This is a genomic window from Eubacterium barkeri, assembly GCF_900107125.1.
GTDB classification, from domain to species: Bacteria; Bacillota; Clostridia; order Eubacteriales; family Eubacteriaceae; genus Eubacterium_O; species Eubacterium_O barkeri.
In genome coordinates this window covers 24,064-49,969 of sequence record NZ_FNOU01000001.1, presented here as the reverse complement: position 1 = coordinate 49,969, position 25,906 = coordinate 24,064, and the positions used below count along the sequence as shown (strand labels likewise).

The 25,906-nt window shown below is 45.5% G+C and carries 23 protein-coding genes and 1 tRNA gene; 7 read left to right on the top strand and 17 right to left on the bottom strand.

What is annotated here, in order from left to right; genetic code table 11:
* Position 1: 1 nt before the first annotated feature.
* From gshAB to BLU30_RS00220, 4 genes are read right to left on the bottom strand one after another with little or no spacing between them, the layout of a single operon-like run.
* Positions 2 to 1,012 (bottom strand): bifunctional glutamate--cysteine ligase GshA/glutathione synthetase GshB, encoded by a 1,011-nt coding sequence (gene gshAB, locus BLU30_RS00235; RefSeq protein ID WP_090242229.1) that lies wholly within the window; start codon positions 1,010 to 1,012, stop codon positions 2 to 4.
* Positions 1,013 to 1,029: 17 nt separating this feature from the next.
* Positions 1,030 to 1,350 carry an AzlD domain-containing protein gene (locus BLU30_RS00230; RefSeq protein WP_090242227.1) on the bottom strand — a complete coding sequence of 107 codons (321 nt, stop codon included), beginning with the start codon at positions 1,348 to 1,350 and terminating at the stop codon, positions 1,030 to 1,032.
* Positions 1,347 to 2,069, bottom strand: a complete 723-nt coding sequence (locus BLU30_RS00225; RefSeq protein WP_090242621.1) for an AzlC family ABC transporter permease — start codon at positions 2,067 to 2,069, stop codon at positions 1,347 to 1,349. The genes BLU30_RS00230 and BLU30_RS00225 overlap by 4 nt, the downstream gene beginning before the upstream one ends.
* 32 nt (positions 2,070 to 2,101) lie before the next feature.
* Positions 2,102 to 2,875: a TatD family hydrolase gene (locus tag BLU30_RS00220; RefSeq protein ID WP_340148110.1), complete on the bottom strand. Its 774-nt coding sequence runs from the start codon at positions 2,873 to 2,875 to the stop codon at positions 2,102 to 2,104.
* A 146-nt stretch (positions 2,876 to 3,021) separates the two neighbouring features.
* On the opposite strand from BLU30_RS00220, the gene BLU30_RS00215 reads away from it, so the two are divergent.
* Together BLU30_RS00215 and BLU30_RS00210 are read left to right on the top strand one after the other, a co-directional pair.
* A complete protein-coding gene (locus BLU30_RS00215; RefSeq protein ID WP_090242225.1) occupies positions 3,022 to 3,774 on the top strand; it encodes a hypothetical protein in 753 nt (250 codons plus the stop codon).
* A gap of 94 nt (positions 3,775 to 3,868) precedes the next feature.
* Positions 3,869 to 3,945 (top strand) — tRNA-Arg (locus BLU30_RS00210).
* 62 nt (positions 3,946 to 4,007) lie between these two features.
* Here BLU30_RS00210 and fic read toward each other — a convergent pair.
* Positions 4,008 to 4,613, bottom strand: coding sequence for a protein adenylyltransferase Fic (gene fic / locus BLU30_RS00205; RefSeq protein ID WP_090242223.1), 606 nt, complete (start codon positions 4,611 to 4,613; stop codon positions 4,008 to 4,010).
* Positions 4,614 to 4,875: 262 nt separating this feature from the next.
* Between fic and BLU30_RS00200 the strand changes: the two genes are divergently transcribed.
* Together BLU30_RS00200 and BLU30_RS00195 are read left to right on the top strand one after the other, a co-directional pair.
* Entirely contained in the window at positions 4,876 to 5,913 is a 1,038-nt protein-coding gene (locus BLU30_RS00200) for an ATP-binding protein (RefSeq protein ID WP_090242221.1), read from the top strand.
* Positions 5,914 to 5,919: 6 nt separating this feature from the next.
* Entirely contained in the window at positions 5,920 to 8,136 is a 2,217-nt protein-coding gene (locus BLU30_RS00195) for a S8 family peptidase (protein ID WP_090242219.1), read from the top strand.
* Between the two features lie 668 nt (positions 8,137 to 8,804).
* Here BLU30_RS00195 and BLU30_RS00185 read toward each other — a convergent pair.
* On the bottom strand, positions 8,805 to 9,212 hold the full coding sequence (locus BLU30_RS00185; RefSeq protein ID WP_090242217.1) for a hypothetical protein: 408 nt from the start codon (positions 9,210 to 9,212) through the stop codon (positions 8,805 to 8,807).
* Positions 9,213 to 9,361: 149 nt separating this feature from the next.
* Between BLU30_RS00185 and BLU30_RS14605 the strand changes: the two genes are divergently transcribed.
* A complete protein-coding gene (locus tag BLU30_RS14605; protein ID WP_278286231.1) occupies positions 9,362 to 9,484 on the top strand; it encodes a hypothetical protein in 123 nt (40 codons plus the stop codon).
* A 13-nt stretch (positions 9,485 to 9,497) separates the two neighbouring features.
* On the opposite strand, the gene BLU30_RS00180 is transcribed toward BLU30_RS14605, so the two are convergent.
* Positions 9,498 to 11,780, bottom strand: a complete 2,283-nt coding sequence (locus BLU30_RS00180) for an Ig-like domain-containing protein (protein ID WP_090242215.1) — start codon at positions 11,778 to 11,780, stop codon at positions 9,498 to 9,500.
* Positions 11,781 to 11,998: 218 nt separating this feature from the next.
* On the opposite strand from BLU30_RS00180, the gene BLU30_RS00175 reads away from it, so the two are divergent.
* Positions 11,999 to 13,630: a hypothetical protein gene (locus BLU30_RS00175; protein ID WP_090242213.1), complete on the top strand. Its 1,632-nt coding sequence runs from the start codon at positions 11,999 to 12,001 to the stop codon at positions 13,628 to 13,630.
* 44 nt (positions 13,631 to 13,674) lie between these two features.
* On the opposite strand, the gene BLU30_RS00170 is transcribed toward BLU30_RS00175, so the two are convergent.
* Entirely contained in the window at positions 13,675 to 14,721 is a 1,047-nt protein-coding gene (locus BLU30_RS00170; protein WP_176770761.1) for a YdcF family protein, read from the bottom strand.
* 51 nt (positions 14,722 to 14,772) lie between these two features.
* Positions 14,773 to 14,982, bottom strand: coding sequence for a hypothetical protein (locus tag BLU30_RS00165; RefSeq protein ID WP_090242209.1), 210 nt, complete (start codon positions 14,980 to 14,982; stop codon positions 14,773 to 14,775).
* A 452-nt stretch (positions 14,983 to 15,434) separates the two neighbouring features.
* Here BLU30_RS00165 and BLU30_RS00160 point away from each other — a divergent pair, with 452 nt between their 5' ends.
* Entirely contained in the window at positions 15,435 to 16,085 is a 651-nt protein-coding gene (locus tag BLU30_RS00160) for a TetR/AcrR family transcriptional regulator (RefSeq protein ID WP_090242207.1), read from the top strand.
* A 186-nt stretch (positions 16,086 to 16,271) separates the two neighbouring features.
* On the opposite strand, the gene BLU30_RS00155 is transcribed toward BLU30_RS00160, so the two are convergent.
* The 8 genes from BLU30_RS00155 to aroF (BLU30_RS00115) all read right to left on the bottom strand — a co-directional run bounded on the left by BLU30_RS00155 (position 16,272) and on the right by aroF (BLU30_RS00115) (position 25,906).
* A complete protein-coding gene (locus tag BLU30_RS00155; RefSeq protein ID WP_090242616.1) occupies positions 16,272 to 17,243 on the bottom strand; it encodes a virulence RhuM family protein in 972 nt (323 codons plus the stop codon).
* A 266-nt stretch (positions 17,244 to 17,509) separates the two neighbouring features.
* Complete coding sequence (locus BLU30_RS00145) at positions 17,510 to 19,453, bottom strand: putative bifunctional diguanylate cyclase/phosphodiesterase (RefSeq protein WP_090242205.1); 1,944 nt, start codon at positions 19,451 to 19,453, stop codon at positions 17,510 to 17,512.
* Between the two features lie 124 nt (positions 19,454 to 19,577).
* A complete protein-coding gene (locus tag BLU30_RS00140; RefSeq protein ID WP_090242203.1) occupies positions 19,578 to 20,333 on the bottom strand; it encodes an amino acid ABC transporter ATP-binding protein in 756 nt (251 codons plus the stop codon).
* A gap of 9 nt (positions 20,334 to 20,342) precedes the next feature.
* A complete protein-coding gene (locus BLU30_RS00135) occupies positions 20,343 to 20,993 on the bottom strand; it encodes an amino acid ABC transporter permease (RefSeq protein ID WP_176770760.1) in 651 nt (216 codons plus the stop codon).
* Positions 20,994 to 21,106: 113 nt separating this feature from the next.
* Positions 21,107 to 21,922 carry an amino acid ABC transporter substrate-binding protein gene (locus tag BLU30_RS00130; protein ID WP_090242200.1) on the bottom strand — a complete coding sequence of 272 codons (816 nt, stop codon included), beginning with the start codon at positions 21,920 to 21,922 and terminating at the stop codon, positions 21,107 to 21,109.
* 1,028 nt (positions 21,923 to 22,950) lie between these two features.
* Positions 22,951 to 23,862: a prephenate dehydrogenase gene (locus BLU30_RS00125; RefSeq protein WP_090242198.1), complete on the bottom strand. Its 912-nt coding sequence runs from the start codon at positions 23,860 to 23,862 to the stop codon at positions 22,951 to 22,953.
* A 1-nt stretch (position 23,863) separates the two neighbouring features.
* On the bottom strand, positions 23,864 to 24,874 hold the full coding sequence (aroF, locus tag BLU30_RS00120; RefSeq protein WP_090242196.1) for a 3-deoxy-7-phosphoheptulonate synthase: 1,011 nt from the start codon (positions 24,872 to 24,874) through the stop codon (positions 23,864 to 23,866).
* 21 nt (positions 24,875 to 24,895) lie between these two features.
* Positions 24,896 to 25,906, bottom strand: coding sequence for a 3-deoxy-7-phosphoheptulonate synthase (gene aroF / locus BLU30_RS00115; RefSeq protein WP_090242194.1), 1,011 nt, complete (start codon positions 25,904 to 25,906; stop codon positions 24,896 to 24,898).

Genomic DNA, 25,906 nt, shown 5'->3' with positions numbered 1-25,906 from the left:
CCTAGTCCAAATCCATGAGCTTATCCAGCACAGCCTTTCCCAAACGCCGCTCCTTTCCCCGGTAGGGGTAGCACTGCATGGCGATGTGGGGGTTGTAATTGACCTCAATGATAGCATGGGGGGATTGGGGGTTCAGATAATCTTCGATGATCAGGTCCACACCGCAGATAAAGGCATCAAACACCCCGGCGGCCCGGACAGCCAAATCCTTAAAGACCTGGGGCATGACATCCGTATAGTCGATGGAATCCCCCCCGGTGGAGATGTTGGAATTTCCCCGAAGGGTGATGCGCTGGTTTTCTGCGGGTATGGATTCCGGGGTCAGTCCCTGGGCTTTCAAAAATCCCAGGGCGGCATCATCGAGAATAATCTTGTTTAAGGGTTTTTCGTGATCGTCCCCCCGGCGGGGGTCTTTATTCTTGCTGTTCACCAGCTCCCGGATGGTGGACAGACCATTGCCCACCACATTGGCGGCCCGGCGATGGAGCACTGCCAGGGTTTCCCCCTCCAGCACCAGGAAACGGTATTCCTTCCCTGGAATAAAGTCCTCCAGGAGGATCACGCGGTCAAAATCAAAGGCCAGACGAACGGCCGCCTCCAGCTCTGACAGCTCCGCGGGATGGTCAATGACCGTGATTCCCAGGCCAAAATTTGTGGATTTTGGCTTAACCACCAGCTTTCGGCCCACCCACAGCGGTAAGATTCCGGTGTAGCTTTCCTCTTTTTGAATTTCGATGCCTGCGGGTACCGGGATGCCGGCTTCAGCCATCAGAAGCTTGCTCACGGCTTTATTTTCCATGAGCAGGGGGGTGATATAATTATCCCTGCTGGTTTTGGTGGCCTGCTGGACGAATTCCCGGCGGCCATCCTTTCGAAGCTCAATGAGGTTTTCACCCCGGTCCAGCACCGTCACCGCGACGCCGGCTTCCATGGCCTCCCGCATGATGATCTGAGTGGACAGCTCCATATCCTCATATCCCGGGAGTCCGAAGGTTTTACTTTCTGTTGCCATTATAATCGCCTCGCTTTCTATGGAATCAGCCCCATGAATGCCTCTGTCAGCAGTACCGCCACACAGGAAAATACCGCAACGGTCACCAGTCCCTTGCCCTTGACGGCCAAAATGACGGCCACCAGTAATCCCACCGTGGCAGAAGCTATACTGCCCGTGGAAAAAAAGATGGCCGGAAAGGTCATGGCCCCCAGCACGGCATAGGGGATATAATACAAAAATGAACGGATAAACGTGCTTTTAATCTCTTTTTGAAAGAGAACCAGGGGCAGCACCCGAATGGCGTAGGTCACTCCGGCCATGACGGCGATATACGCCAGAATCATACCGGTACTCATTGGACCACTCCGGCTTCTTCAACCGGGCGGAGGACTGCCCCCACCGCCGATGCCGCCACCGCACAGATAATGATGACAAATCCACTGCCCAGCTGATTTAAAACCGGCAGGAAGGCAAAGGCACAGCTGAGCACCGCCGCGGTGAGCAGCACCGTCCGAATGGCGCCATCCTCTGTGGCCGGAGGAATGATGATAGCCAGGAACATGCCGTAAATGGCAATCCCCATGGCACTGCGGATGAACTCCGGCAGCAGGGTGCTGGCCACCGCCCCAATGAGGGTACCCAGGGTCCAGCCGATGTAAGGCATCACCATAAGCCCGAACATGTACCGCGGCCCCAGGGTTCCCGGCTGGCCGCTGCTCACGGCGAATATTTCATCCGTATTCCCAAAGGCGATGATGCACCGCTGGAGCAGGGTCACCTGCTTATCCATCTTTTGGGACCAGGACAGGGACATCAGCGCATAGCGCAGGTTAATGATGAGCTGGGTCAGGGCCATTTCAAAAAGGCTTCCCTGGCCCACCATCAGTGCCAATCCGGCGAATTGTCCGGCGGAGGTCAGGTTCGTCATGGAGATGAGCACCGCCGACCACACCGGCAGCCCGTCGGTGACGGCCATGAGCCCGAAGGTGATGGAGACGGAAAGATATCCTAATCCGATGGGGATGCCGTCCTTCAGCCCCTCGGTGAATCGATTATGACAGATTTGTTCTTCCACGATTTCTTTTTCCCTCAATTCTATTATGTCCCTTAAAACTTAAATAACGCCCTGCAGTTCTGGCTGGTCTGATCAACCACTGCCTCCAGGGAAATCCCCTTAATCTCCGCCACCTTTTTAGCCACATAGGCCACATAGGCTGGCTCATTGCGCTTTCCTCGAAGGGGCTCCGGGGTCAGGTAAGGGCTGTCCGTCTCAATGAGAAGGCGGTCCAGGGGGGCGTAGGCCACCACATCCGGTGCCTTCCGGCTGTTCTTAAAGGTCAGGGGGCCGCCGATGGACAGGTACAGACCCAGATCCAGCAGCTGTCTGGCCATCTCCACACTGCCGCTGTAGCTGTGGAATACCCCGCCGGCCTGGGGCTTTAGACAGGCTCTTACCATATCCAGACAGTCGCCGTGGGCATCCCGGTCATGGACAATGATGGGCAGAGCCAAACAATTTGCCAAATCCATCTGGGCCTCAAAGACCTTTTTTTGCACCGCCCGGGGAGCGCCGTCATCATAATAGTAATCCAGTCCGATTTCTCCAATGGCCAGGGTCTTTTCCAGGGCGCACCAGTCCCTTAGCATGGGGATGTGGACCGCTTCTACAAAGTCAGCACAATCCGACGGATGAAAGCCCACCCCGGCATAAACCTCCGGATATTCCTGGCTCAGGGCCACCGCCCGCTCGCTGGTGGGAACATTACATCCTGGATTCAGGATAAAACCCACCCCCGCTTCCCGGGCATTCCCGATAATGGATTCCACCTCATTTTCAAAACGCTCATCATCCAGATGGGCGTGACTATCTGATAACATCATTTTTTTCTCCTCAGTGATCATTTATTTTATTTTATCATAAACCCTTCTCCTGGACCATGTCGGTTTTCATTGTCCTTTGACCTTTTTTATATTATACTAATGGCATTGGAAAAGATGGTCAACAGAGATTAGAAGAGGTGAAAATTTTGGAATCACGGAATACTTTGTCAAAAAACGGATTGATGACAGGGCTTTGTTTCTTACTTGGCGATGTGCTCATCGCCTTGGTCTGCCTAGGATTCGTCAATTATTTAGGGATGCCATCCTTTGTGGCAACCCTTCTGCGCCATTGCTGGGCTTTTTTCCTTTTAGGGGGCTTTGCCCTTATTCTGGTAGGGGTCCTGGCCTTTAAGCAATATGAGCTCATCCGCTGTTCTCTCTTTGAGGGCGTGCTGCTCATGCTTCTGGGAGTATGGTTCGGCTTTTCCCGGGTGTATTTGATCTACCAGACCCCGAACGCCGGTGTATCCCTCCTTTTCGGGCTGGCCAGCGGTCTCTTGATCGCCTTCATGGTTCTGATCCATATCGATATGCTCTGGCGGGCCCCCATTAAACGGCTGTTAACCACGGATAAACACACCAAAAAAAAGGCTTCGCCATCCAAGGGGCCTGAACCGGTTCCAAAGCGTCAGCCGAAACCTCAGCAAACCCGTCAAAAAAAGCCGAGCCCTGTGCAATCCACCCGTAAGTCCGCCCCCAAATCCACTGCCTCTTCCCAAAGAGCGCAGACCGCTAAGGCAGCAGGAACCCAAAGGATGGATGCCACCCCCTCCCCGCGCACAGCCTCTGAAGCCATGCGCCAGGCCAACCGTTCCTCCCGGCCCACCCAGGCCCGAAGGCCCATCCCCCGGGGACCAGAGGTCATCCCACCCTCTAAAAAACAGCGGTCTGAAAATTAATTGCAATTTTTTTGACCTTTTTCCAAAAAAAGCTTGCAATAATATTTTTCCCTGTTATAATATATCAGGTAAGGCAATTAAGCCTCACACCTGCGTGCCAATAGCTCAGCTGGATAGAGCGTTCGGCTACGAACCGAAAGGTCGGGGGTTCGAATCCCTCTTGGCACGCCATAAACGTCGTATTTAACAGCCTTCAAGGCTGTTTTTTTATTTTATCAATTTAAAAAATATTTTCAAAACAAATCTTCACTGGTATAAACATTATACCCCTCATAATAGTAACTTGCATCTATTCCTTTCATGTAAACTTCCCGATCATTTATATTCTCTGTAAGGGCTTCTTTTAACAAGTGTTTGATTTCTAAATCTTTAATTGGACTTCGCTCCATTGCTAAGAGATAGTCGTTTTTATCGACTTTGCTCCAGTCCACTACTTTTTTAAGGTTGTGTTTCAGTATTAAATCAAGCCAAATTCTTGTACTGCATCCATTACCTTCTCTAAATGGGTGCGCAATATTCATCTCTACATATTTCTCTATAATTTCATCAAATGTTGTCTGTGGCATTTTATCTATATTTTTCAATGATACCTCTAAATACATCAATGGTGCAAAACGAAAACTTCCCTTTGCTATATTTACTGTTCTCACTTCTCCAGCAAAGGGATAAATATCATCAAATAAATATTTGTGTATTTCGGAAAGTGATGAAAATGTTCCGACTCCCAGTGTATCAAGTATGCCTTTTTCAAATAGCTCGCAGGCTTTCTTCTTACTTATACGTTCTTCTACGAGTGCAAGCTCTGCTTCTGTTTTAATTCCCAACTTATTTTCCAGCATATTAGAATCCTCTCCTTCCTTCAGCTTTATCCCAGGTCGTATCATTATCATCAACAGCATATGGATTGATCGCTGAATCTCGTATGATAAGCCATTAAAATATTATTTTACCATATTCGGTAATCAAACAGACTTAATTTTTTATTCCTCAAAGAAGATGGTGGAAGAGGTGGCGGTGTAGAACCAAACTTAATTATTAACTTTAGTCCCAATATTTGACATTTTGTCCCATACAGTGTATAATATTGCTGAGGTGATTACAATGAAGAAAAAAAATGTGTTAAATCTTATAAAATACCATGCAGAAAATAATGATTCAGCCTTTAGAAATGAAGCTTACGAAATCGCAAAGTATTTTGATAAAACAAATGATTATCAACTATCCGAATATATCATGTCACTATTATCAGATACAAACACATTTTCACCTCAAATTGATGCCAGTGAGAGTGTATTTGTAAAAAAAGTTGAAACATCGACAGACCCACTTCCATTGCCAGATTCAATCAACAGTAGTATATTAGGTATTATAAATGCTATAGGGCATAATGCTGGTGTAAATAAATTCTTATTCGAAGGGCCACCAGGTACTGGAAAAACCGAATCTGCAAAACAAATTGCCCGAATTCTTGAACGTACATTATTCATGATAGATTTTGATACCGTCATTGATAGTCGATTGGGACAAACATCAAAAAACATCTCCGCTTTATTTGATGAAATTTCATCGGTACCTAATCCACAAAAAGTAATCATTTTATTTGATGAAATAGACGCCATTGCCATTGATCGGATTAATGCCAATGATTTAAGAGAAATGGGGAGGGCGACATCTTCTGTATTAAAAGGCCTAGACGGCTTAAACGACAATATTGTTTTAATCGCAACCACAAATCTCTACAAAGCTTTTGATAAGGCCTTAACCCGACGGTTTGATGCCATTATCGATTTTAGCCTCTATACGAAGCAAGATTTAATCGATGTTGGAGAAACTATTCTAAATGATTTATTACAGAAATTTAAATTTGCAGGCCGAAATATACGGTTATTCAAAAAAATCCTGGACTGTATGGATGTGATTCCTTATCCTGGAGAATTAAAAAATTTAATTAAGACATCCTTAGCCTTCAGTGATGCAAATAATGAATATGATTATTTAAAACGACTGTATATTAGTACTTCTAAAAAGAACAGTACCATGGATTTAAAAATATTAAAAAATCAGGGTTTCACAATTCGAGAGATTGAAATATTGACCGGGATTTCCAAAAGCCAGGTCTCACGTACGCTGAAGGAGTAATGTATTTTGAATAACCTACTACAGTTAAAAGGACAATTTGAACAGGCTCCTCCCAAGAATCAATTTGGGCCGTCTAACCTACCTTCCGGTAAATCAGTTGATACTTCTAAATTAGAATCACTCATTAAAAATCTAGAGGAATTGAAATTATTTTGGAAAGATAAAAATATTTTTTCTGGTGCTTTGGTAACAGTTCACTACAACAAAGTTGCCGCTAAGAGCAATCGCGTCAAATCCCTATTGGCTAAAGGATCAAAGGATCCCAATGAAACGGTTGTTGGGGCAAAGTTTTCGACAGGAGATTCACCAAAGCATATCATTACGCATTATATCCAAAGAGATATTTTAACTGAAACAATTGGAAAACTTAAACTTTGCATCAATATATTAAATTCATATTTTAATGGCAAAATAAGTTATGCTACGATTAAAAGCATTAACGAAAAAAAACTTCGATATCAAGCAAAAGAACTTAAACCAGCAAATTTTTTGAAAATAATTATCGATTCTTATTATGTAGAAAAGTTTGATGTTGATCTCGATACGATTAATTTAAATGCTAACGCTATTATTACATTGTATCAAACCGAAGTTGAAACTCAAGAACTTCTCCAAAAGATTGGGATTAATATTCTTTCTGATCGCATCATGGATGAAACAACCATTCTTTTGCGACCAGATGAGTTGGCCATTTTAAAAGAGAAAGCCCCATTCCTCATTTCTATGGCTGTTCATGATCTATCCGAAATCACCAAAGATGATTTTCAATTTACAGATGATGACATCATTAAAATTCCATCGCCTAAAAACGAACCAACCATTGGTGTCATTGATACTTTGTTTGATGAAAATGTATATTTTTCAGAATGGGTTGATTACACCAAAATGCTTTCAGATGAGATTCCAACTTCTGCTCACGACAAGGAACACGGAACAGCCGTATCGTCAATTATTGTCGATGGTCCAGCATCCAATCCCCATTTAGATGATGGTTGCGGTCGATTCAAGGTCAGACATTTTGGTGTCGTAAACGGGAACAGCATTCATTCCTTTACAATTTTAAGAAATATCAATGAAATTGTCGCTAAGAATAGAGATATTAAGGTTTGGAATTTATCCCTTGGCTCAGTACGAGATATTAATAAAAACTTTATATCTCCGGAAGCTGCAATCCTTGATAAAATTCAATTTGATAATGATGTTATCTTTGTAATTGCAGGAACAAATTTAATGCCAGGGGAAACCACCCCAAGACCGATTGGTGCACCAGCTGATTCTCTGAACTCAGTTGTTGTAAATTCTGTCAGCATTGAAAATAAGCCTGCTTCATACAGTCGAAGGGGACCTGTTCTTTCTTTCTTTATTAAGCCGGATATCAGCTATTATGGTGGTGACAAAAATCAACCAATACGGGTTTGCACCCCCACCGGGGAAGCCTTCGTAAGGGGAACTTCCTTTGCCGCTCCATGGATTGCAAGAAAGCTTTCCTATCTAATCGATATATTAGGCTTAAATAGAGAGGTTGCAAAAGCACTTTTAATTCATTCATCAACAGGATGGGATAAACAACAGTATGCTTCAACCCTCATCGGGCATGGTGTCGTTCCAATAAAAATACAGGATATTGTACAATGTCAAGATGATGAAATACAATTTATCATTCAGGGTATTTCTGAAAAGTATGATACCTATAATTATAATCTCCCCGTTCCCATCGTTAAGGATAAGCATCCCTTTATTGCTAAAGCGACCTTATGCTACTTTCCTGCCTGTTCCCGAAATCAGGGGGTTGACTACACCAATACAGAACTGGATATTTCTTTTGGACGGTTGAATAATCAAAAGATCAGAACAATCAATAACAACTATCAGACGAATGAATCTGAGCATTTCACCTGGGAAAAGGATGCCCGAAAGCTCTTTAGAAAATGGGATAACATTAAACATATTCGGGAAATTTTCACAGGTAAAAACCAGAGTTTAAAGGCCTATGAAACCGGACTGTGGGGATTAAGTCTCAAAACAAAGGAAAGATTACCTAAAAAATATGGAGAAGGCTTAAAATTTGGTATCGTCATAACGTTTAAAGAGATTAACGGTGTTAACCGCATCGATGAATTTATTAAAAACGCTCAGCTTAGAGGATGGCTAGTGAACAAAATTGATATCGATACCCAGCTTGAGATTTACAATATTGCCGAGGAAGATATTGAATTTGAATAAAATGATATAAACAAAAAGACGGTATCTATTGGTTTTGGCGAACCGATAGATACCGTCGGAGATACATGCTTATGTTTGAATATAGTTGTGTCCATCTCGGCTTTGATTGCAAAGTGTAGTGTGTGTTATACGCTCTGTCGGCGTTGCTGCGAAAAGGGGCTTGCCACCGGGAAAGGCAGGGGCATTTGAAGCGGCAGGAAAACAGGGCTGTGATTGCATGGCGTGGAGCCGCAAGCGCAGGACTGGTTTCATCAGCAGACAGGGTGTATATGAAAGCCCCTGACCCTCGCCCTACACTCCGACTTGTAAACAAAGTGTCCCGAAGTGTGGCCACATTCCCGGAAAAATAGCAGGACAGCGGGCAACCATTTTAGAGCTTGGCTGGCTTTGCTATTTCTCCAATAAGAAGGAACTGGAACAAGTCAGTTTCGCATCATTCTATAGTCGTTCCATCTGGTAAGATAATATCGCCATTGTCTGTACTTACATCAAAAAATCCAACCTTGTGTTTTTGAGCTAAGCCACGCATAAGTTCATATGCTTCCTCTGCCACCGACCAAGAAAACGCTGCATAAATCACATTACGTCCAATACGGAATAATCTTCCTCTGGAAGATTGACCGCCATTACATCAATACAGAGCGATTTCCAACAAACCAATAGGTGTTTTACAGTTTGTAATTCGCCAAAGAAGTCGGCTGTACCAATTCATTAACCATAGTAAACCATTCCGGGTAGTTTGCCAGTTTATATGTAATGAAATCCTCTATCGTGTAATATTTTTGGTCGATTTCGGGATTGTATTTCTTTCCCTTGCACACAAAAATAATCACACCTGTTAAACCTTCCTCTGATTCTAAAGGTGTTTTACAAGGAGCATCATAATTGATAATCACAATGTGTAATTTCTCATCTGCTTCATTAGGTGATAAGAAAAACTCGTCACAAAAGCACAAGTTTTCTTGCTTGGAAAATGAAATATCCTCATTCATATATTGAAGTAGTATATCCCTGTTAATGCGATATTGTGTACCCGAAAACAATCTTTTCAGTCCGTTAAATAAGTTCACTTTCATTCATCTCAATTTCAAAATATTTGCATAATAATTAAAATATTATACCATAAAATTATGAACGTTTCAAATCGTGGATTTATACAACACAGGAAAAAAAAAGTTCAACTTTTTGTGTCCAATCTATTGACATAGGTTCATATATTGAAACCATGATCCAAGAAAAAACCGGCCTTTCCGGGGGACTAAAAACCCTGGGCATCAATGCGGTGGATATGCAGTACAATATGCTCCTCAACAAAATTCGGGGGAATCTCCCCCTGAATAAAGAATAACGTCGCCTTAATCCTAACACCGTTTCTTCAAATAAAGGATGAGAAGCACACTGGCACCCAATAATAGCCCAACCAGAGCCGCCCCCTGAAGACGCCATGATGATCCCAAACCAGTATTGTGATTGGTTCCTGGATGATCCGTTATGATTGTTTGTGTTGTCTCTTGTCTCTTGGGGACGACAGTAAGTTCCACAGAATCAAAGGGCTTTTCAATTTCACCATTATTCTTACCATCTCTCGCCTTGAGATAGATGGTAACCTTCCCCTCTGAATGGGCCTGAAGCCTACCCATTTCATCAATTGAAGCCACCTCGGGATGACTTGAAACCCATTGGGTGGTTAAATCGTCAATGGTATCTGGAGTGAGGGGCAGAACACCGCCATCTAAGGTATACCCGGTATTAAAAACGGGAGAAAGCTGAATAAATTGATCCACATCCATGATATTTCCATTGGGGATATTTCCTATGGATAGCGTCTCTGCCAGGACAGTGAAGCGGCAGTTGATAAAAGTATCCTCTGCCCGTGCATTCAATACCCCTGGCGTCTTCGGCAGGTTAATGGCATAGGTTTCATATTTTGGATAATCCCCACCACCCAAATCCGATTGCTGCAGGGGATCTTTTAACTGATCTGGCGTGAGGCCATGGATTCCCAATGCTGCTTCTTGCAGGGTTAAGCCTGTATTCTCATGAAAATCAAAGTTATACAGTATTACTGGTGTATTTCCTACCAAATCGATGATTGCATCATGGGCAACCGGAACAAGGGCTTTAGAATCATAGGTTCCATCGTCATCATTGAGTGCAACAATCTGAACCCCTTGATCTGAAAAGTTCTCCGGCAGCTTAAATCCAGGGATAGCGGTGCTGGTCTCTAATTTGATATTTCCCTGTGGGGCCCGGAGTGTTCCATCGTCCATCTTTGCATAATTCATCGTCAGTTGAATGCTCGTCAGTTGCTCCTCAAGGGGGATCGACGAATCCGCACTGATTATCCAAAAGTTATCCCTCAAATCATGGAGGGCACGGTTGCTCTCCATCTCCGGTCTGGTTTGATGAATTTCAAAGGCATTGCTGAAATAACTCCCGTTCTGAACATTCCAAAAAGCATATCGAAAATCCTCCGGTACTGTGACGCCTTTGTATCGATAATCCTGGACATAGATATGGTTATGCATCCGATCATCCGGTAAATGAATATCTCCAAAAAATGAAACGGCCTGTTCTTCAGGGGGAACAAAGGTGGCACTGCCCGCTGTCTGTGTCCCCGATTGCTCAATCTTAATTGAGCGGCTATTGGGATTTGCATTCTCAGCATTGATGGCCACATCCTTATAAAAAACCTGATCGACGTATTCATTTTGAATAATACCATAGCCTTCGGTTGTTTTAATATTCCGGATGGTAATATTTTCAATGTTAACCTGTCCCGGATTATAGAGAACATTCAATGCAACATTTTTATTACGGGTATCTACTCCCCAAAAGCTTGGATATTCAGTGCTGTTATCATTCCCGATATTTTCCAGTACCACATCCCGCATGACAAAGTTGTTACATCCAGCGACTTTTCCTCCACCTGTAACAACGAAAAAATACTCACCTCTATTTTTAGGTACCCGACTGGATCCACTCCCCCCACCCACAGGGTACATATCCTTTCCTTTCCCGTCAAACTTCAAATTCTCAAGATAAATTTCCGGATTCATGAAAATCCAGCGTTCCATTTTATCATCAATATTCGGATTGCCGGTGCCACTGCGGGGTTCTTTGGACAGCGTTGCCGTCGATTCCCCCAGTGCATCTCGATTCAACCCCACATAAGAAGCATTTTCCTTGGATAAAGCGGTGTAATTCGTACTATTCGTATCATTGTAAAGACCATCATCAAAAAAAATGGTGAAATCCCGTGAGGGAACAGCATAATTTAAAAGCTTGATCCTTGTACCGTCACGATTGGGAAATTCCAAATTTATAAAGTCAATATCACTGGATGGTTGAACGGCTACCCCCTCCAGGGAAAATACCTTTCCGTCATAGGAAATTGACTCTAAATCCCGTTTTTCCTCATCATGGGTTAAAAGATAATACTTGATCCCATCGCCGTCATAGTGATTGCCCGGCGCCACATATTCTGCCGCATTCACCGCGGGTGTAAAGGCACCCTCACTGGCTGCAGCATCCCCAGAGCGATAAATCGTTGCGGCTTCCGCCTCTCCTGAAAACAGACCAATTAATAAACATAATGGCGCAACAACCGCCAATCCCATCCGTATTTTTTCCCAAAAAACCATTGTTTTACGACTCCTCTTCTCATCTACTACACACCATAAACATACCGTATATGCGTGTATTTTTGTCGTCATTAAAACATATTGAGCGTACCAAATCCGTATACAGTGGGAGCCTCTAAAGTTTTCTGCCGTCACTTTGACATCAATACAATAAAAACCATTGCATCCGCTTCATCCTTTAGATACAATTAAGTATTATAATCATAAGGGAGTTTATTATGAAGAAATGTGTGTTTCCACTTTGCCTCATCCTATTTTTAAGTTTTTTTACCCTGTTTCCCGAAACCGGCAATGCTGCCGATGGGGATATTACTCTGACCCTGACGGTGCCCACCGCCGCCAACAGCACCATTGCCTCCGGTCGGTCCTTTAGCGTCCAGGGGACCCTGGGTACTGCCAACAATGCGGTAATTCCAGAGGACGCTGTCCTGACCATTACCCTGTCGGATGGGAGCGGTAACACGGTGCGAACCCTTTCCCAGCATCAGAAGAATAATGATAACTTAGATGTATCCAACCCATTGGTCAGCTACTACGATAAAAGTGACCCGAACCGGGAACAGCTCAAATCCGCAGGGATGGCAGAAATTCTCTATGATCCTGCCGACCCGGTTGCTTCCTTGAAAAACGGCAGCATCAAATGCTATTACAGCGATACCCAATTCCGGGGCATTATCGTTGGAGCGACCCATGCCGCCATCGATGACCAGATGAACTATGTGGATGGCGGAGGTCACGATTATCCGGCTCTGGCTGATGGTGACTACACCATTACCGCTTCCCTGTATGCCAATGATGGCAGCACGGTCCTTTCTTCCGACACCATGAAGATTACCATCGGCACCAACCCCGACAAGGTGTTAGCCCGCTTCAGTCCCAGCGGTCATTTTGCCAAAGTCCAGACCTGGGCTGACCAAATGGGCTATACCGTCTATAACGACCCCTTCCCGGGCTATTTCAGCCAGGGGAATGTCTTCGCTGAAATCCTGCCCATGTGGCGAGCTGCGGATATCACAGAATACACCGCCGGTAAGGTCCATATGGTGGTGTATAACATGAAGGCCAGCAGCTCCTCCTACTCTGTGGAGCTCGGTTACCTTCAGAGCGTCGGAGCCATTGCGGACCCCAATCGTTTTGCCGCCTATTATTACGATATTGGAGAGCCCAGCCTGGTGGTGCCAGATGCCGGCATCAGCCTCACCGGGAACATCGTCCCCTTTGATTCCGGGGATTATCTGGCCCTCACCCGGGCCGATACCGTGGCTGACGGCACCCTGGATAATACCCTCAACACCGAAACCCCTGGCATTTTAGCCACAGACACGGATTTAAGGGATGGTGTCACCATTGCCCCTGGTACAGACCTCGCCATCCAAGGCGTCACCGCCCCCATCCCGCTGGATTCTGCAGATGTCGCGAATAACGGAGATAACAGCTATACCCTGAACAATAAAATCTCTACCTTGGTCTATACCCTGGATAACGGCGCCCAACGTTGGACTGAGGAAAAACCCGTGGCAACCCTCAACCGGGTCGACAACAGCGATTGGACCACCCCCTCGGAGCTGGAATTCAGCCACGTCCTGGCCATTACGGATGACATGGCCGGTCAAAGCCTCACCGTATCCGTCCAGGGGTATGATGCCCACGGTGCTGCGGTTTCCGGTACAGCGGAAACCTTCCGCCTTTCGGTGACCGGGCATGACCCCGCACCCACAGCCCCACTGACCACCCGTGAAAATGTCCCCACAGGGACGGACCACCGCCCCCCCGTGGCTGCCCTATCTGCGGTGATGACGGCACTTTTTGTCCTGGTTGTACGGCGAAGTAAAACCCACTCTGAAAGTTAGGGCTTTATCAAGTAAAAAAGGGGCTGTCCCATGCGTGACAGCCCTCAGAGCATCAATAAAATATTCACAATCAGTACAGCGATGCCATAAATCATGAACAGCTTCTTGTAAGCCCAAATCAATGCGGCATGCTCACGGAGTACCGCCACCGGGTGGTAGTAGCTGGCGGTTTTTCCGCCGATCACTTCACCATTGATACCCAGTGCTTTTGCAAAAATGGCGGCCCGCAGAACATGGAAATTATTGGTTGCAATGACGCAAAAATAGTTTGGATTCTGCTTTTCCATCATTTTTTTTGAAAAGATGAGATTCTCTTTCGTGGTGGTAGATTGATCTTCCTTCCAGATTCGTTCCTGGGGGATTCCCTTTTCCATGAGATAGTTCGCCATGGCCTGGGCTTCTGAGATGGGTTCATCGGCTCCCTTCCCCCCTGAAACGAGGAAGATACTCTGCTGTCCTGTTTGTTGGTCAAAGGCCATGCCCCGGTCCAGACGGCTGGCTAAAAGGGGAGTAACCTGATCGTCCGCAAGCCCACACCCCAGGATGACGATATAATCCGGTTTTCTTTTGATCGGTAGTTTCTGATAAAGCATGGCGTACAGTAAAAACCCGATCATCATCATGGGAAGGTAAGCCGCCAGTGCCATACCGGTATAAAAAATCATTTCGACTATTCTGGGTATCCCGTCTACCCCATGGTTGTGCTCCAGCAAATGCAGCGCATAAAATAAAAAGCCCATGTAGGCGGCGATGCATAGAACGATGATACCGCCCAGAAACAAGGATAGGCTGTGTGCAATGGAGAACCCTTCCTTTTTAATGACCACAAGCCCATTTATCACCATCCCTGTGGCAAACAGCAGTGCCAGAATGATAAGGGGTATAACCACGTGGCCCGTAATGTCCTGGGCATAAACATAGCCCGCAATGACGATGACGCATTCCCATAGTAATGTGAGGGCACTGACCAAAAGGACGCAGTTCAGCATCCGCCTGCGTTCGTGATGGACGGATAGCAGGAAGGCGATGATCGTCCCGATGGTTACCAGGTATAATATAATCCGCGCAATGGGATAAAAAAATAAATCCATAATTTGCTTACTCCTTTGAAGTGTCATGCGCCGTATCGGAATCAACGGCACTTATGTGTCATTCTCTCCGATACCTATGTACAGGCCCATCTTTTGCTTCTTTCTTTCCCATTCGTGCAAAGCGCTGATGGCTCTGGCTTTTTCCATGGACATGCGTGCTTCGCATTGTTGGGGGTTAGTCTTAATCTTATTATAGGCATGACAATGGTTTTTATACCGGGTCGTCCAATTTCCACACTGCTGATCTGTACATATCTTCATTCATTTCACCTTTGTTCTCTTCTCTAATGATAATACCGATCAACACAGCCTGTATCACATCGCAATCATCGGTTCAATCATCAGATTTATATTTTTTCTGCCGTTTATTAAATATATTTTATATGAACTTCTTTTAAAAAATTGAAAATTGTTCCAAACGACATGAATTATATCCTAAACGACAAGCTATACATTTTATCTCTCCCTTCCATTATAATATATAATTTTTTATAATTTTTTTGTTTGTTTTCTATAAAGTTTTAAGGCGCTTAGGCGTCATTACTGTGGAAGGCTGGCCTGGACTTTACAGCGACGCTTTATACTAACCGAGGTTGCTTTCCAAAAATTTCCTTAATTTTATCCATTTTTTTCATTTTAACTTGTCGCTTAAACCTGATGATGATAAAATATACAAAAATGATATCGCTATGCAAAGAAGGGAGTGAAGTGCCATGAGTCCGACTCGAAAGGGCAAGATGACCCGTGCCCGAATACTAAACTGTGCAAAAGAATTATATTATGAAAAAGGGTTTGATAAAACCACGATTCAAGCCATCGCCGATAAGGCGGGTTCAACCTTGGGGTCAATGACCTATCATTTTTCAACCAAGGCTGATTTTGTGGATACCTTGTTTTCTGATTATCATGGAGCCATCGAACAAACCATCGATACCGTGGCACCGCGAATGAAGCATTCCGAGTTTATTCGCAAGCAGATCTTTGTGCTGTATATTTATTACCACAATATCTTTGTCGATCCTCAAATCACGCAGTTCTACCATGAAATCTTAAAAAATGACGAGTATTACCAAGTGGTTCGGGGTCAGATGGACTACATCTTTAAACAAGAGCTCTCCCATCTGGGACACACCATCTGCGCCGCTTCGATCATATCGGACCGGGGGGCGCATCAAGCCTGTTTGAATGCCTATTGCAACGGTGAGCTGGATATGACAGTCGACGGTATTGCCACCTTTGCCATCCTCTACACTACCCGTTGTTTACGGGTTTCCGATGAAGAGGCCCGCAAGGATATTAAAGATGCCCGTCGTTTCCTTAAAACCTACGGCCACGAGCTGGAAAAAATCCGACTCATTCCCTAACCCTAAACCTAAAAAAGAGCGCGCACCCCTGGTGCACGCTCACTGAAGGATTTATGAAAACAAGTAAATTTCGAGTGACACCTTCAAAATGGAAACAGAAGAAAATGCCCATGCAAGAGTAAAAATGCTCTAGCATGGGCATTTTTTATACATTAGATTATGTAATCCATCCAATTCAACCACCTCCTATTTCTTGCTATTTTTCTTTGCTTCTTTTTCAAGTACCTTGATGCTGTCTAAATATGCCTGCTCTACGGGAGTAATTGTTTTTTCTTGATATTTGCGGTATTCAGATTTTGCTTTTACAATCGCCTGTGTGTGACTGACTGTGCCGCTGTTTTGGAGCAGCTTTCTGTTGCCGGAAGTTAAAACGGAATCAAGCTGCTGCACATAATCACTCATATACATGGGTTTATGCTCAATAGCATTAATTTCAGCCAAATCAAAATAACCAGATACGAGGTTATTCAGCACTCGCAGTTCGCTTTCTTCCAAATAGTTCTTCGCAATAGAAATATCTTTCAACGCAGGGAGTTCCCCAGAAAACGAGGTCAATCCCATAAATGGCTTTTCCGCATCGGCTCTCTCGTATATGACCTCGGCGGCAGTGTGTCCGTGAGCAGCAAAGTGCAGCTTGTTCTGAACAATTTTGAAGAAACGCATGGAATCTTCACTGTGAGGATTGTAATCCACACTAGTAGCATAAAGGTCAAGAACCTGTCTGTAAAGCACTTTTTCAGAAGAACGGATATCTCTGATGCGGTCGAGCAGTTCTTTCCAGTAGCTGCCACCACCGTTGCCTTTGAGACGTTCGTCATCCATTGCAAAACCTTTTTTCATGTACTCTTTCAGAATACCTGTCGCCCAGATACGGAACTGTGTACCACGAACAGACTTTACACGATATCCCACTGAAATAATAACATCTAGATTATAGTAATCAACGTTGTAATCTTTGCCGTCAGCGGCAGTGTGGGCAAATTTTGCCCACACTGATTCTTTCAACAATTCGCCTTCTTTAAAAATATTGCGAACGTGCTTGCCGATGACACTACGATCACGCTGAAATAATTCTGCCATCTGGTCTATAGAAAGCCAGACGGTATCATTGTCAAAGGTGGCTTCAACTTTTGTTAAGCCATCAACTGTTGTGTACATGATAATATTTGTATTAGGTTTATTGTTCACTGGCTGTGCCTCCTTGTAATAAATGCTTGTGCGGTTAATATCTAGGAGCTTTGCTCCTATAGAAGCCGGTATTTCTTTAGTCGTCAAAAGTTTTGGACTAAACGTACTCTCGTAGTCAGGTCACAAATTTCTTCAGATTTTTTAAGCCAATCAACCTGCATGCTTAATTGACCAACCTTTTTGGCGTACTCCGCTTTTTCTTTGCGTTCTTCGGTGAGCTTTTCTTTGTCGATGCATTATTTAGGAATTCTTTCTTCCGATTGCGAATATGAACAATGATGCAACTGAAGCATTCCTTCGAAATCAATCACCGAGAGGGGTTTAGCATAATAATACCCCTGGCCAAACTCACACCCCCGGGATTTTAAAAAGGCAAGTTGTCCCTCGGAGTCAATCCCCTCCACCACCATTGGCAGCCCCAGGGCCTGGGCCATATGGATCACCGCTGACAGAATTTTTTCAGCTTTGTCATTTTCTTCAAATCCCCGGAGAAATTCCAAATCAATTTTAAGAATATCCACGGGAATGTCTTTTAAGACATTTAATGAGGAGTACCCGCTGCCAAAATCATCCAGGAGAATGATAAAACCATCGGCTTGCAGTTCTTTAATGGTTGCCATCATCTTTTTCGGCTCTTCCATATAAGCACTTTCCGTCACTTCAATATGGATAAATTCCTGGGGAATATCGTACCGCGTAAGGGTCTCCTTCATCTCCTTTCCCAGATTAACATTGTAAAAACTTACCTGGGAAAGATTGACAGAAATCGGGACCATGGGCAATCCCCGGTTCCGCCAGTCCGCTAAAATGGCACAACTCGCATTAAAAGTGTAGTGGTCCAACAGCCGAATAAACCCATTTTTTTCAAAAAGGGGGATAAAGTCATTGGGTGGGATTAGGCCTTCCACAGGATGATGCCACCGCACCAAGGCCTCGGCACTGGCCAGGCAATTCTTTTCAATGTCGAATACAGGCTGGAGCTGGATGATAAATTCTTCCTTGGACAAGGCTGACGCCATCTCTGTCAGAATTTTCTGTTCTGCCAATTGGCGCTCGCCCATTTCCGCTGTATACCAGCCCATTCGCCCAATGTAGTTTTGTTTAACCGTGTTAAGGGCTAAAAGTGCACGATCACACATCAATGCCACCGGCAGATTGGGATCATCGATGACGTAAACACCATAGGTCAGTACAATGGGAAAAGCCTTACTACCTCCCAAATCGGGATTGTTAAGAATCTGTTCTTTGTTTTCTTCCAGACGACGAAGCGGTACACAGATTACAAAATGATCGGATTCCATGCGGGCATAGGTGCCCCACTCCAAATCAATTTTTTGCTGAATCAACTGCCCGATGCGAATCAGGAAATCATTCCCTTTCTTCCACCCTAAAAGCATATTAATCGTGCTAAACCGTTGAATATCCATGACAATAATACACAGGGGATCATTGTCCTTCTTATATAACAACCGACAGACGTCCAGGTAAAACGCCTCCACACTGGGTAGACCCGTCAAAGAATCGACCTGATCATTATAGCTCTGAACCGAAAGATAAATGACCGCGACGGTGAGGGCGCCACCGAAACCCGTCAGGAGATAGGCCGGCATGAACGCCTGAATCCCACCCAGAATGACATTGATGAGAATTGCCGCTAGAATGGTGTAATAGGTTTCCCTTGCAATGCTCTGACGATTTCTCAGGACATACCCCAAACTGATCCCTAAATAAATGATCCCGACAATGAGTTCCAGAGCATTGAAGGGCCCCCGGATATAGCTGCCATCCGCAGAAAAAGACATAAAAAAACCGGTAAAGGGATTGATAATCAAAATACTCAGGATGCCAATCAGGGCAGGCACATACATTAAATATGGCAGGTTTCGCTTCTTTCCAACAGCGACAAAAACGTAATGGGCCAAAAGGCACGGCAACATAAAGCCTAAACAGAGGTAGAGGGCATTGGTTCCATAAAGGAGCCATAGGGGAACGACCGCATGATGCCACCCCAAAACCACGGTGGCAATATCCGTAATATTAATAAAAAATACAGCTACACAATAGAAAATAAAAAGATTAAGCTGTTTCGAAAAACGTCGGGGCTTGACAAGGAAATAGACCATCAGGATGACGAGAATTAAAATCGCCGATATTTCATATTCGATTCGGTAATCAATCATCCGCTACCCTCCAAGATATTTTTTTCATTATATCATTGTATTCTGTACTCCACAATTTATTTGTCAAATCCCTGGCTTTCATTTCAAAAAAAAGACACCCGAAGGTGTCTCGCCTTTCATCGGTCTATTCCTTCCGGGTGATGCTCTGGAGGAATTCCCTGGTCCGTTCATTTTTGGGGTGCTCAAAGATTTCCTCTGGCGGTCCTTCCTCCAGAATAATCCCGGAATCCATGAACAGTACCTTATTGGCCACCCGACGGGCGAAGCCCATTTCATGGGTGACTACAATCATGGTCATATGCTCCTCTGCCAGCTCCTGCATGACGCTCAGCACCTCACCGGTCAGCTCTGGGTCCAGGGCTGAGGTGGGCTCGTCAAAGAGCAGGATATCGGGGTTCATCATGAGGGCCCGGGCAATGGCCACCCGCTGCTTTTCACCACCGGATAAGGTGGAGGGCATAGCGTCAATTTTCCCCTCCAGGCCCACCTTTCCCAAATAGTGTTCGCAGCGCTCATCCATAACCCTGGCACTCTCCTTAGCCACCACCCGGGGTGCCAGCTCAAGGTTTTGTCTTACTGTCAGATGGGGAAAGAGATTGAAATGCTGGAAAACCATCCCCATTTTACCAATGATACCCCGGATTTCCTGGGCAGTGGGATACTGGCCATCTCGAACCAGATCCAGTCCTTCCATGGTGATGGTCCCGCCGTCAGCCTTCTCCAAATCAATGAGGCAGCGCAGAAGGGTCGATTTTCCAGAGCCGGAGGACCCAATAACGGCCACTACATCCCCCTTATTCACCTGGAAGGAAATATCCGTCAGGACCTGGTTATCTCCAAAGCATTTGGTTAAATTGCTTACTTTTATGATTTCTTCCATAATACGCTCCTAGAACGAATACTTTTTCTCAAGCTTTTTAAACACGAGTGTAATGACGAAGTTAATGACGAGATAAATAATGGCGGCTACCAGGAAGGCCGAGGTATTCCCATCCCGATTGACAGCCGCTTTGGCGTAGTGGAGAATTTCTGAAACCCCAATGACGGTTACCAGCGCCGTGTCCTTGAGGAGGGTAATGGTTTCATTACTCACAGAAGGCAGGCACACCCGAATCATCTGAGGGAGAACCACGGTACGCAGGGTCTGGCCCTTGGTCAGCCCCAGGACCTTACAGGCTTCATACTGACCCTTATCAATGGCCAGAAGCCCTCCTCTGAAGATTTCAGCAAAATAGGCGGCGTAATTCAGGCCAAAGGCGATACAGGCGGCCACAAAACGGTCAAAGGTTAAAAGTGGACCAATTCCCGGAATGAGCGGCAGACCAAAGTAGACGAATAATAGCTGCAGCAGCAGTGGGGTTCCCCGAAGGATATAGATATAAACCTCCGCAAAAGCCCGAAGAGGTGCAAAACGGCTCCTGGCCATGAGGGTAAAGAAAAATCCCAGGGGGATGGAGGCCACCAGGGTGATGGCAAAGATGGACAAGGTAACCCCTGCCCCTTCCAGCATGGGACCCATCACTGAAATCAAATAATCCATAAAAATCTCCTACTCCTATTTGATAATAAGGAGAAGCCCTCATCGAGGGCTGCCTCCCAGAACACTAAAAGGGCTTTGCTTTCGCAAAGCCCCCAATCGTATTTGTGACTAAACTACTTGGTCCCGGTGTAAATGATATTTTCACCAAACCATTTTTCTGAAATTTTAGCGGCACTGCCGTCAGCAACCATTTCATCCATGGCCTTCTGGATCTTATCCCTCAGCTCAGTGTTGCCTTTCTTAACCGCTACACCGTACAGCTCGGGTGACAGGGTATCGCTTAAGATGGTGAAATCTGCATTTTCAGAGGAAATATAGTAGCGGGCAACGACGGAGTCAACCACCACTGCCTGGATACGGCCAGATGCCAAATCCTGGAGTGCCGATACATTCTCATCAAATTCCACGGGCTTCCCGCTGTCAATCTTTGTATTAATAGGGTTATCCATTAGGGCATCATAGGCAGATGATCCCTTCTGAACGCCAACCTTTTTACCTTCTAAGGCTGCGATATTGGCAATATCTGAACCCTTCTGGACAACAACGACCTGATCGTTTTCCAGGTATGGATTGGTAAAGTCCATGGCTGCTTTCCGTTCGTCGGTGATGGTCAGCCCATTCCAGAGCGCATCGACCTTATCATTTTCAAGTTCCATTTCCTTGGTATCCCAATTGACGACCTGCAGCTTGATTTCCATCCCCATTCGTTTTGCCGCTTCTGTGGCTAAGTCAACATCGAAACCAATGATATTGTTATCTTTGTCCCTAAAGCCCATGGGGGGGAAGGAATCATCCAAGCCGATCACAAAGGTTTTATCATCATTGGTTGCACTTTCTGAATTGGTGGATCCGCCATTACTGCATCCTGCGAACAAGGCCAAGGACAACAGGCCCAGGATTAGAACCATCAACAAACTCTTTCTCTTCATTTACACTACTCCTCTTGCGTTTAATATAATTTTAAGCTTATTATACACTTCATTACATTAAAAGGGAAGAGTGTTTTCCCAAAGTTAAGCAAAAAAAGGAATCCCGGCATCACATTTTGGGGGGAAGACGCCGGGATTCTTGGAGAGAGGGGTAATATTATGATAGCCCATCAGGTTCTCGCTTCCTGATGAGTAAACATCACTTGAAAATTTTCAGTTTGGGTGTGTAACAAGCTGAAAAGTATTTCTTGATGCATCTAAAGTATACATCCTTATGTAAAAAAAGTCAAGAGTGAAAATACATGAAATTTATATTTTCTTGAATGAAATTAAGGCATTCATAATCTTTGATAAAAAATAAGAAGCCCTTGTACCTTTAGGGGGGACGGTACGAAGGCTTCTTATTTAAAGAGGGGTAATATTATGATTTACTTCTTTGATGTGTCTATAGTATACGCTCTTATGAAAAATTTGTCAAACTGAAAATGTACTGTAATGTAATTTTTTCAGTATCTTTTAAGGCAGTTATTTTCATAAATCTTTAAGAAAACACGAACCCCCAAATGCTTTTTAGGGGGAGGCATTCGAGGGTTCATAATGGAGAGGGGGGTAATATTATGATTGGTTGTTCATCAAGATTTCAAATGTGGGTGTGTGTCACATCGATTGACTTCCTTGATGTGATTACAGTATAGCACCTCATGAAAAATAAGTCAATACTGAAAATCATATGTAATGTAATTTTTTCAGCGAAACTTAAGGTTTCTTTTCCCGATTTTTCTTTCGTTCATTCCAGGGTATAAAAGAACCTCGAATGCCTTTAAGGGGGGATGCATTCGAGGTTCTATAATGGAGAGAGGGGGTAATATTATGATTTAAAACATCAATCCTTCAAAGATGGGTGTGTGTCATCTCTGAATGATCTCCTTGATGTAAGTACAGTATACGACCTTCTGTAAAAAAAGTCAATACTGAAAATCATATGTAATGTAATTTTTTCACAGTAAACTATTTCAGTTCGCTATTTTTTAATTTTCTTTTAAGTTCAGCATCATCCGGGCTTTTTTATTTTGCCGGTCAATCTCCATGGCAACCCGTTTTCTCCTGACATCCTGGAGCCGCTGCTTCAGTGCTTCATCCTCGGAATTTGCAATTTCAGTTTTCATACAATCCAGGGCTTCCTCAAATTTCTCAATTTGTGTCAGGAGTGCTTTCTTATTGCTCATGAAAAGCTCTGTCCACATTTCGGCATTAATCATGGCAATCCGGGTGAGATCACAAAAGCTTCCTCCCTCAAAGTCTGAAATATGCCGATCCTCTTCGCTATCGATGAGGGCGCAGGCGATGACGTGGCAAAGCTGGGAGGTGAAGGCAATTTTTTGATCATGAATTTCCGGGGTGGTCTCCACGATATTGACAAAGCCTAAATCCCGGATAATGGCCTTTAGCCAGGTGATATTCTCAGGATGGTTTTTCTCCCGGGGGATGAGGATATAATTACGCCCCTTAAAGATCGAATCGTCGGCACCGCCATAGCCTTCCTTTTCACTTCCGGCCATGGGATGGCCTAAAATGAAGTCCAAATCCGGGCGCATACAAGGAGACAGGGCATCGATTAACGCCTGTTTGACCCCAGTAATATCGGTGAGAACGGCCTTTTCTTTAAAATCCGTCATATGGGTTATGATAAAATCCACGGTTTGCTTGGGATATAAGCAGAAAATGACCAGATCCGTCCGGCTTAACATCTCTGCCACGCCCTCAGAGGTGCTTTCTCCCCAATCGATCACCTTATCCTGGAGGGCTGTCTCCAGCACTTCTTCATTGATGTCGAAGGCACCGATCCCGGCGGGGCCTTGCTTCCGCAGTCCCATGGCCAGAGCCCCTCCCATAAGACCCAAACCGATGATGGCAATATTCTTTCCTGCCAGGTTTTTCATTTTATAATTGCTTCCCTTCGAATTCAGCATATTTCTTCAGGGTGGTCATTATGCCGTCAAAGGCCTGGGGGGTAATGGCCTGATCCCCATCACACAGGGCTTCCTCTGGGTTATTATGAACCTCGATCATGAGTCCATCGCCTCCGGCAGCAATGGTGGCCTTGGACAGAGATTCCACCGCCCAGTTAAGGCCCGTGGCATGGCTGGGATCGATGATGACCGGCAGGTGGGTCTTGCGCTTTAGCACGGGAATACAGCTGATATCCAGGGTGTTCCGGGTGGCGGTTTCAAAGGTCCGGATCCCCCGTTCACACAACACAATTTGCCCATTGCCTCCGGCCATGATGTATTCCGCCGCCATGAGGAATTCCTTCATGGTGGCGGATAGCCCCCGTTTGAGGAGGACAGGCTTGCGCAGACGGCCAAGCTCCTTTAAAAGGGTAAAATTCTGCATATTCCGGGCTCCCACCTGGATCATATCCACCTCCTCGAAGAGGGGAATCTGGGATAAATCCATGATTTCCGTCACGATGGGAAGGCCGGTGACGGCTCTGGCCTTGAGCAACAGACCGAGGCCTGTGGGGCCCATCCCCTGGAAAGCATAGGGAGAAGTCCGGGGCTTAAAGGCGCCCCCCCTTAGCATCTTGGCGCCAGAGGCTTTGATGGCCTTGGCAATGTCAACCACCTGTTCCTCACTTTCTACGGAGCAGGGCCCGGCGATAACCGTGACGTGGCCTTCGCCAATGGGGACCCCGGACACACCCACAATGGTATCCTGGGGATGGAAGGCGCGATTGGCCTTCTTGTAGGGCTCCTGGACCCGCAGGACCTTTTCTACAATGGCGTTGGAACGCAGCTTGTGCATATCCACCATCTGGGTTTCCCCCACCAGCCCCAGGACCGTGGTTTCTTCTCCCTTAATATCGTGGATACGAACCCCCAGCTCTAAAAGAGCCTGGGTGAGCCGTTCGACCTCAGATGGCGGTGATTGGGGTTTTAAGACGATAATCATGACGGTTTCTCCTTTTCTTCTCTAGACTTCTTTATCCTCAATGGCGGCGTACTTCCGCACAACCTCCATGATCTGGCCAAATTGTTCTGGGAGCAATGCCTGATCCCCATCACACAGGGCCTCCTCGGGATTATTATGGACCTCAATCATCAAACCATCTGCCCCGGCGGCCACCGCTGCCTTGGACATGGATTCCACCATCCAGCTCACACCAGTGGCGTGGCTGGGATCGATGAGGATGGGGAGATGGGTCTTGCGTTTTAGCATGGGGATGCAGCTTAAGTCCAGGGTGTTCCGGGTGGCGGTTTCAAAGGTCCGAATCCCCCGTTCACAGAGGATGACATTTTCATTTCCCCCAGCCATGATGTATTCCGCCGCCATGAGAAATTCCTTCATGGTCGCTGACAGGCCTCGTTTCAAGAGGATGGGCTTTTGCAGCCGCCCCAATTCCTTCAGGAGGGTGAAGTTCTGCATATTCCGGGCACCTACCTGGATCAAATCCACTTCTTCAAACAGAGGAATCTGGGAAAGATCCATGATTTCTGTGACAATGGGCAGCCCCGTTTCTTTTTTAGCAATGAGCAGCAGCTCCAGCCCCATGGGTCCCATGCCCTGGAAGGCATAGGGGGACGTCCGGGGCTTAAAGGCGCCGCCCCTTAACATCTTGGCCCCTGCCGCCTTCACCGCCTTGGCAATATCCACAATCTGCCCTTCACTTTCCACAGAGCAGGGCCCGGCAATGGCCGTGATATGTCCCTCGCCCACCGGTACACCGGATACATCCACAATGGTATCCTGGGGATGGAAGGCGCGATTGGCCTTCTTGTAGGGCTCCTGGACCCGCAGGACCTTTTCCACAATGGCGTTGGAACGCAGCTTATGCATATCCACCATCTGGGTTTCCCCCACCAGCCCTAAAATCGTGGTGTTTTCTCCCTTGGAGTAATGGATCTTAATGCCCAGGGATTCTATTTTCTCTTCAAGCTTCTTAACCTCAGCTTCTGGTACGCCTTGTTTAATAACGACAATCAT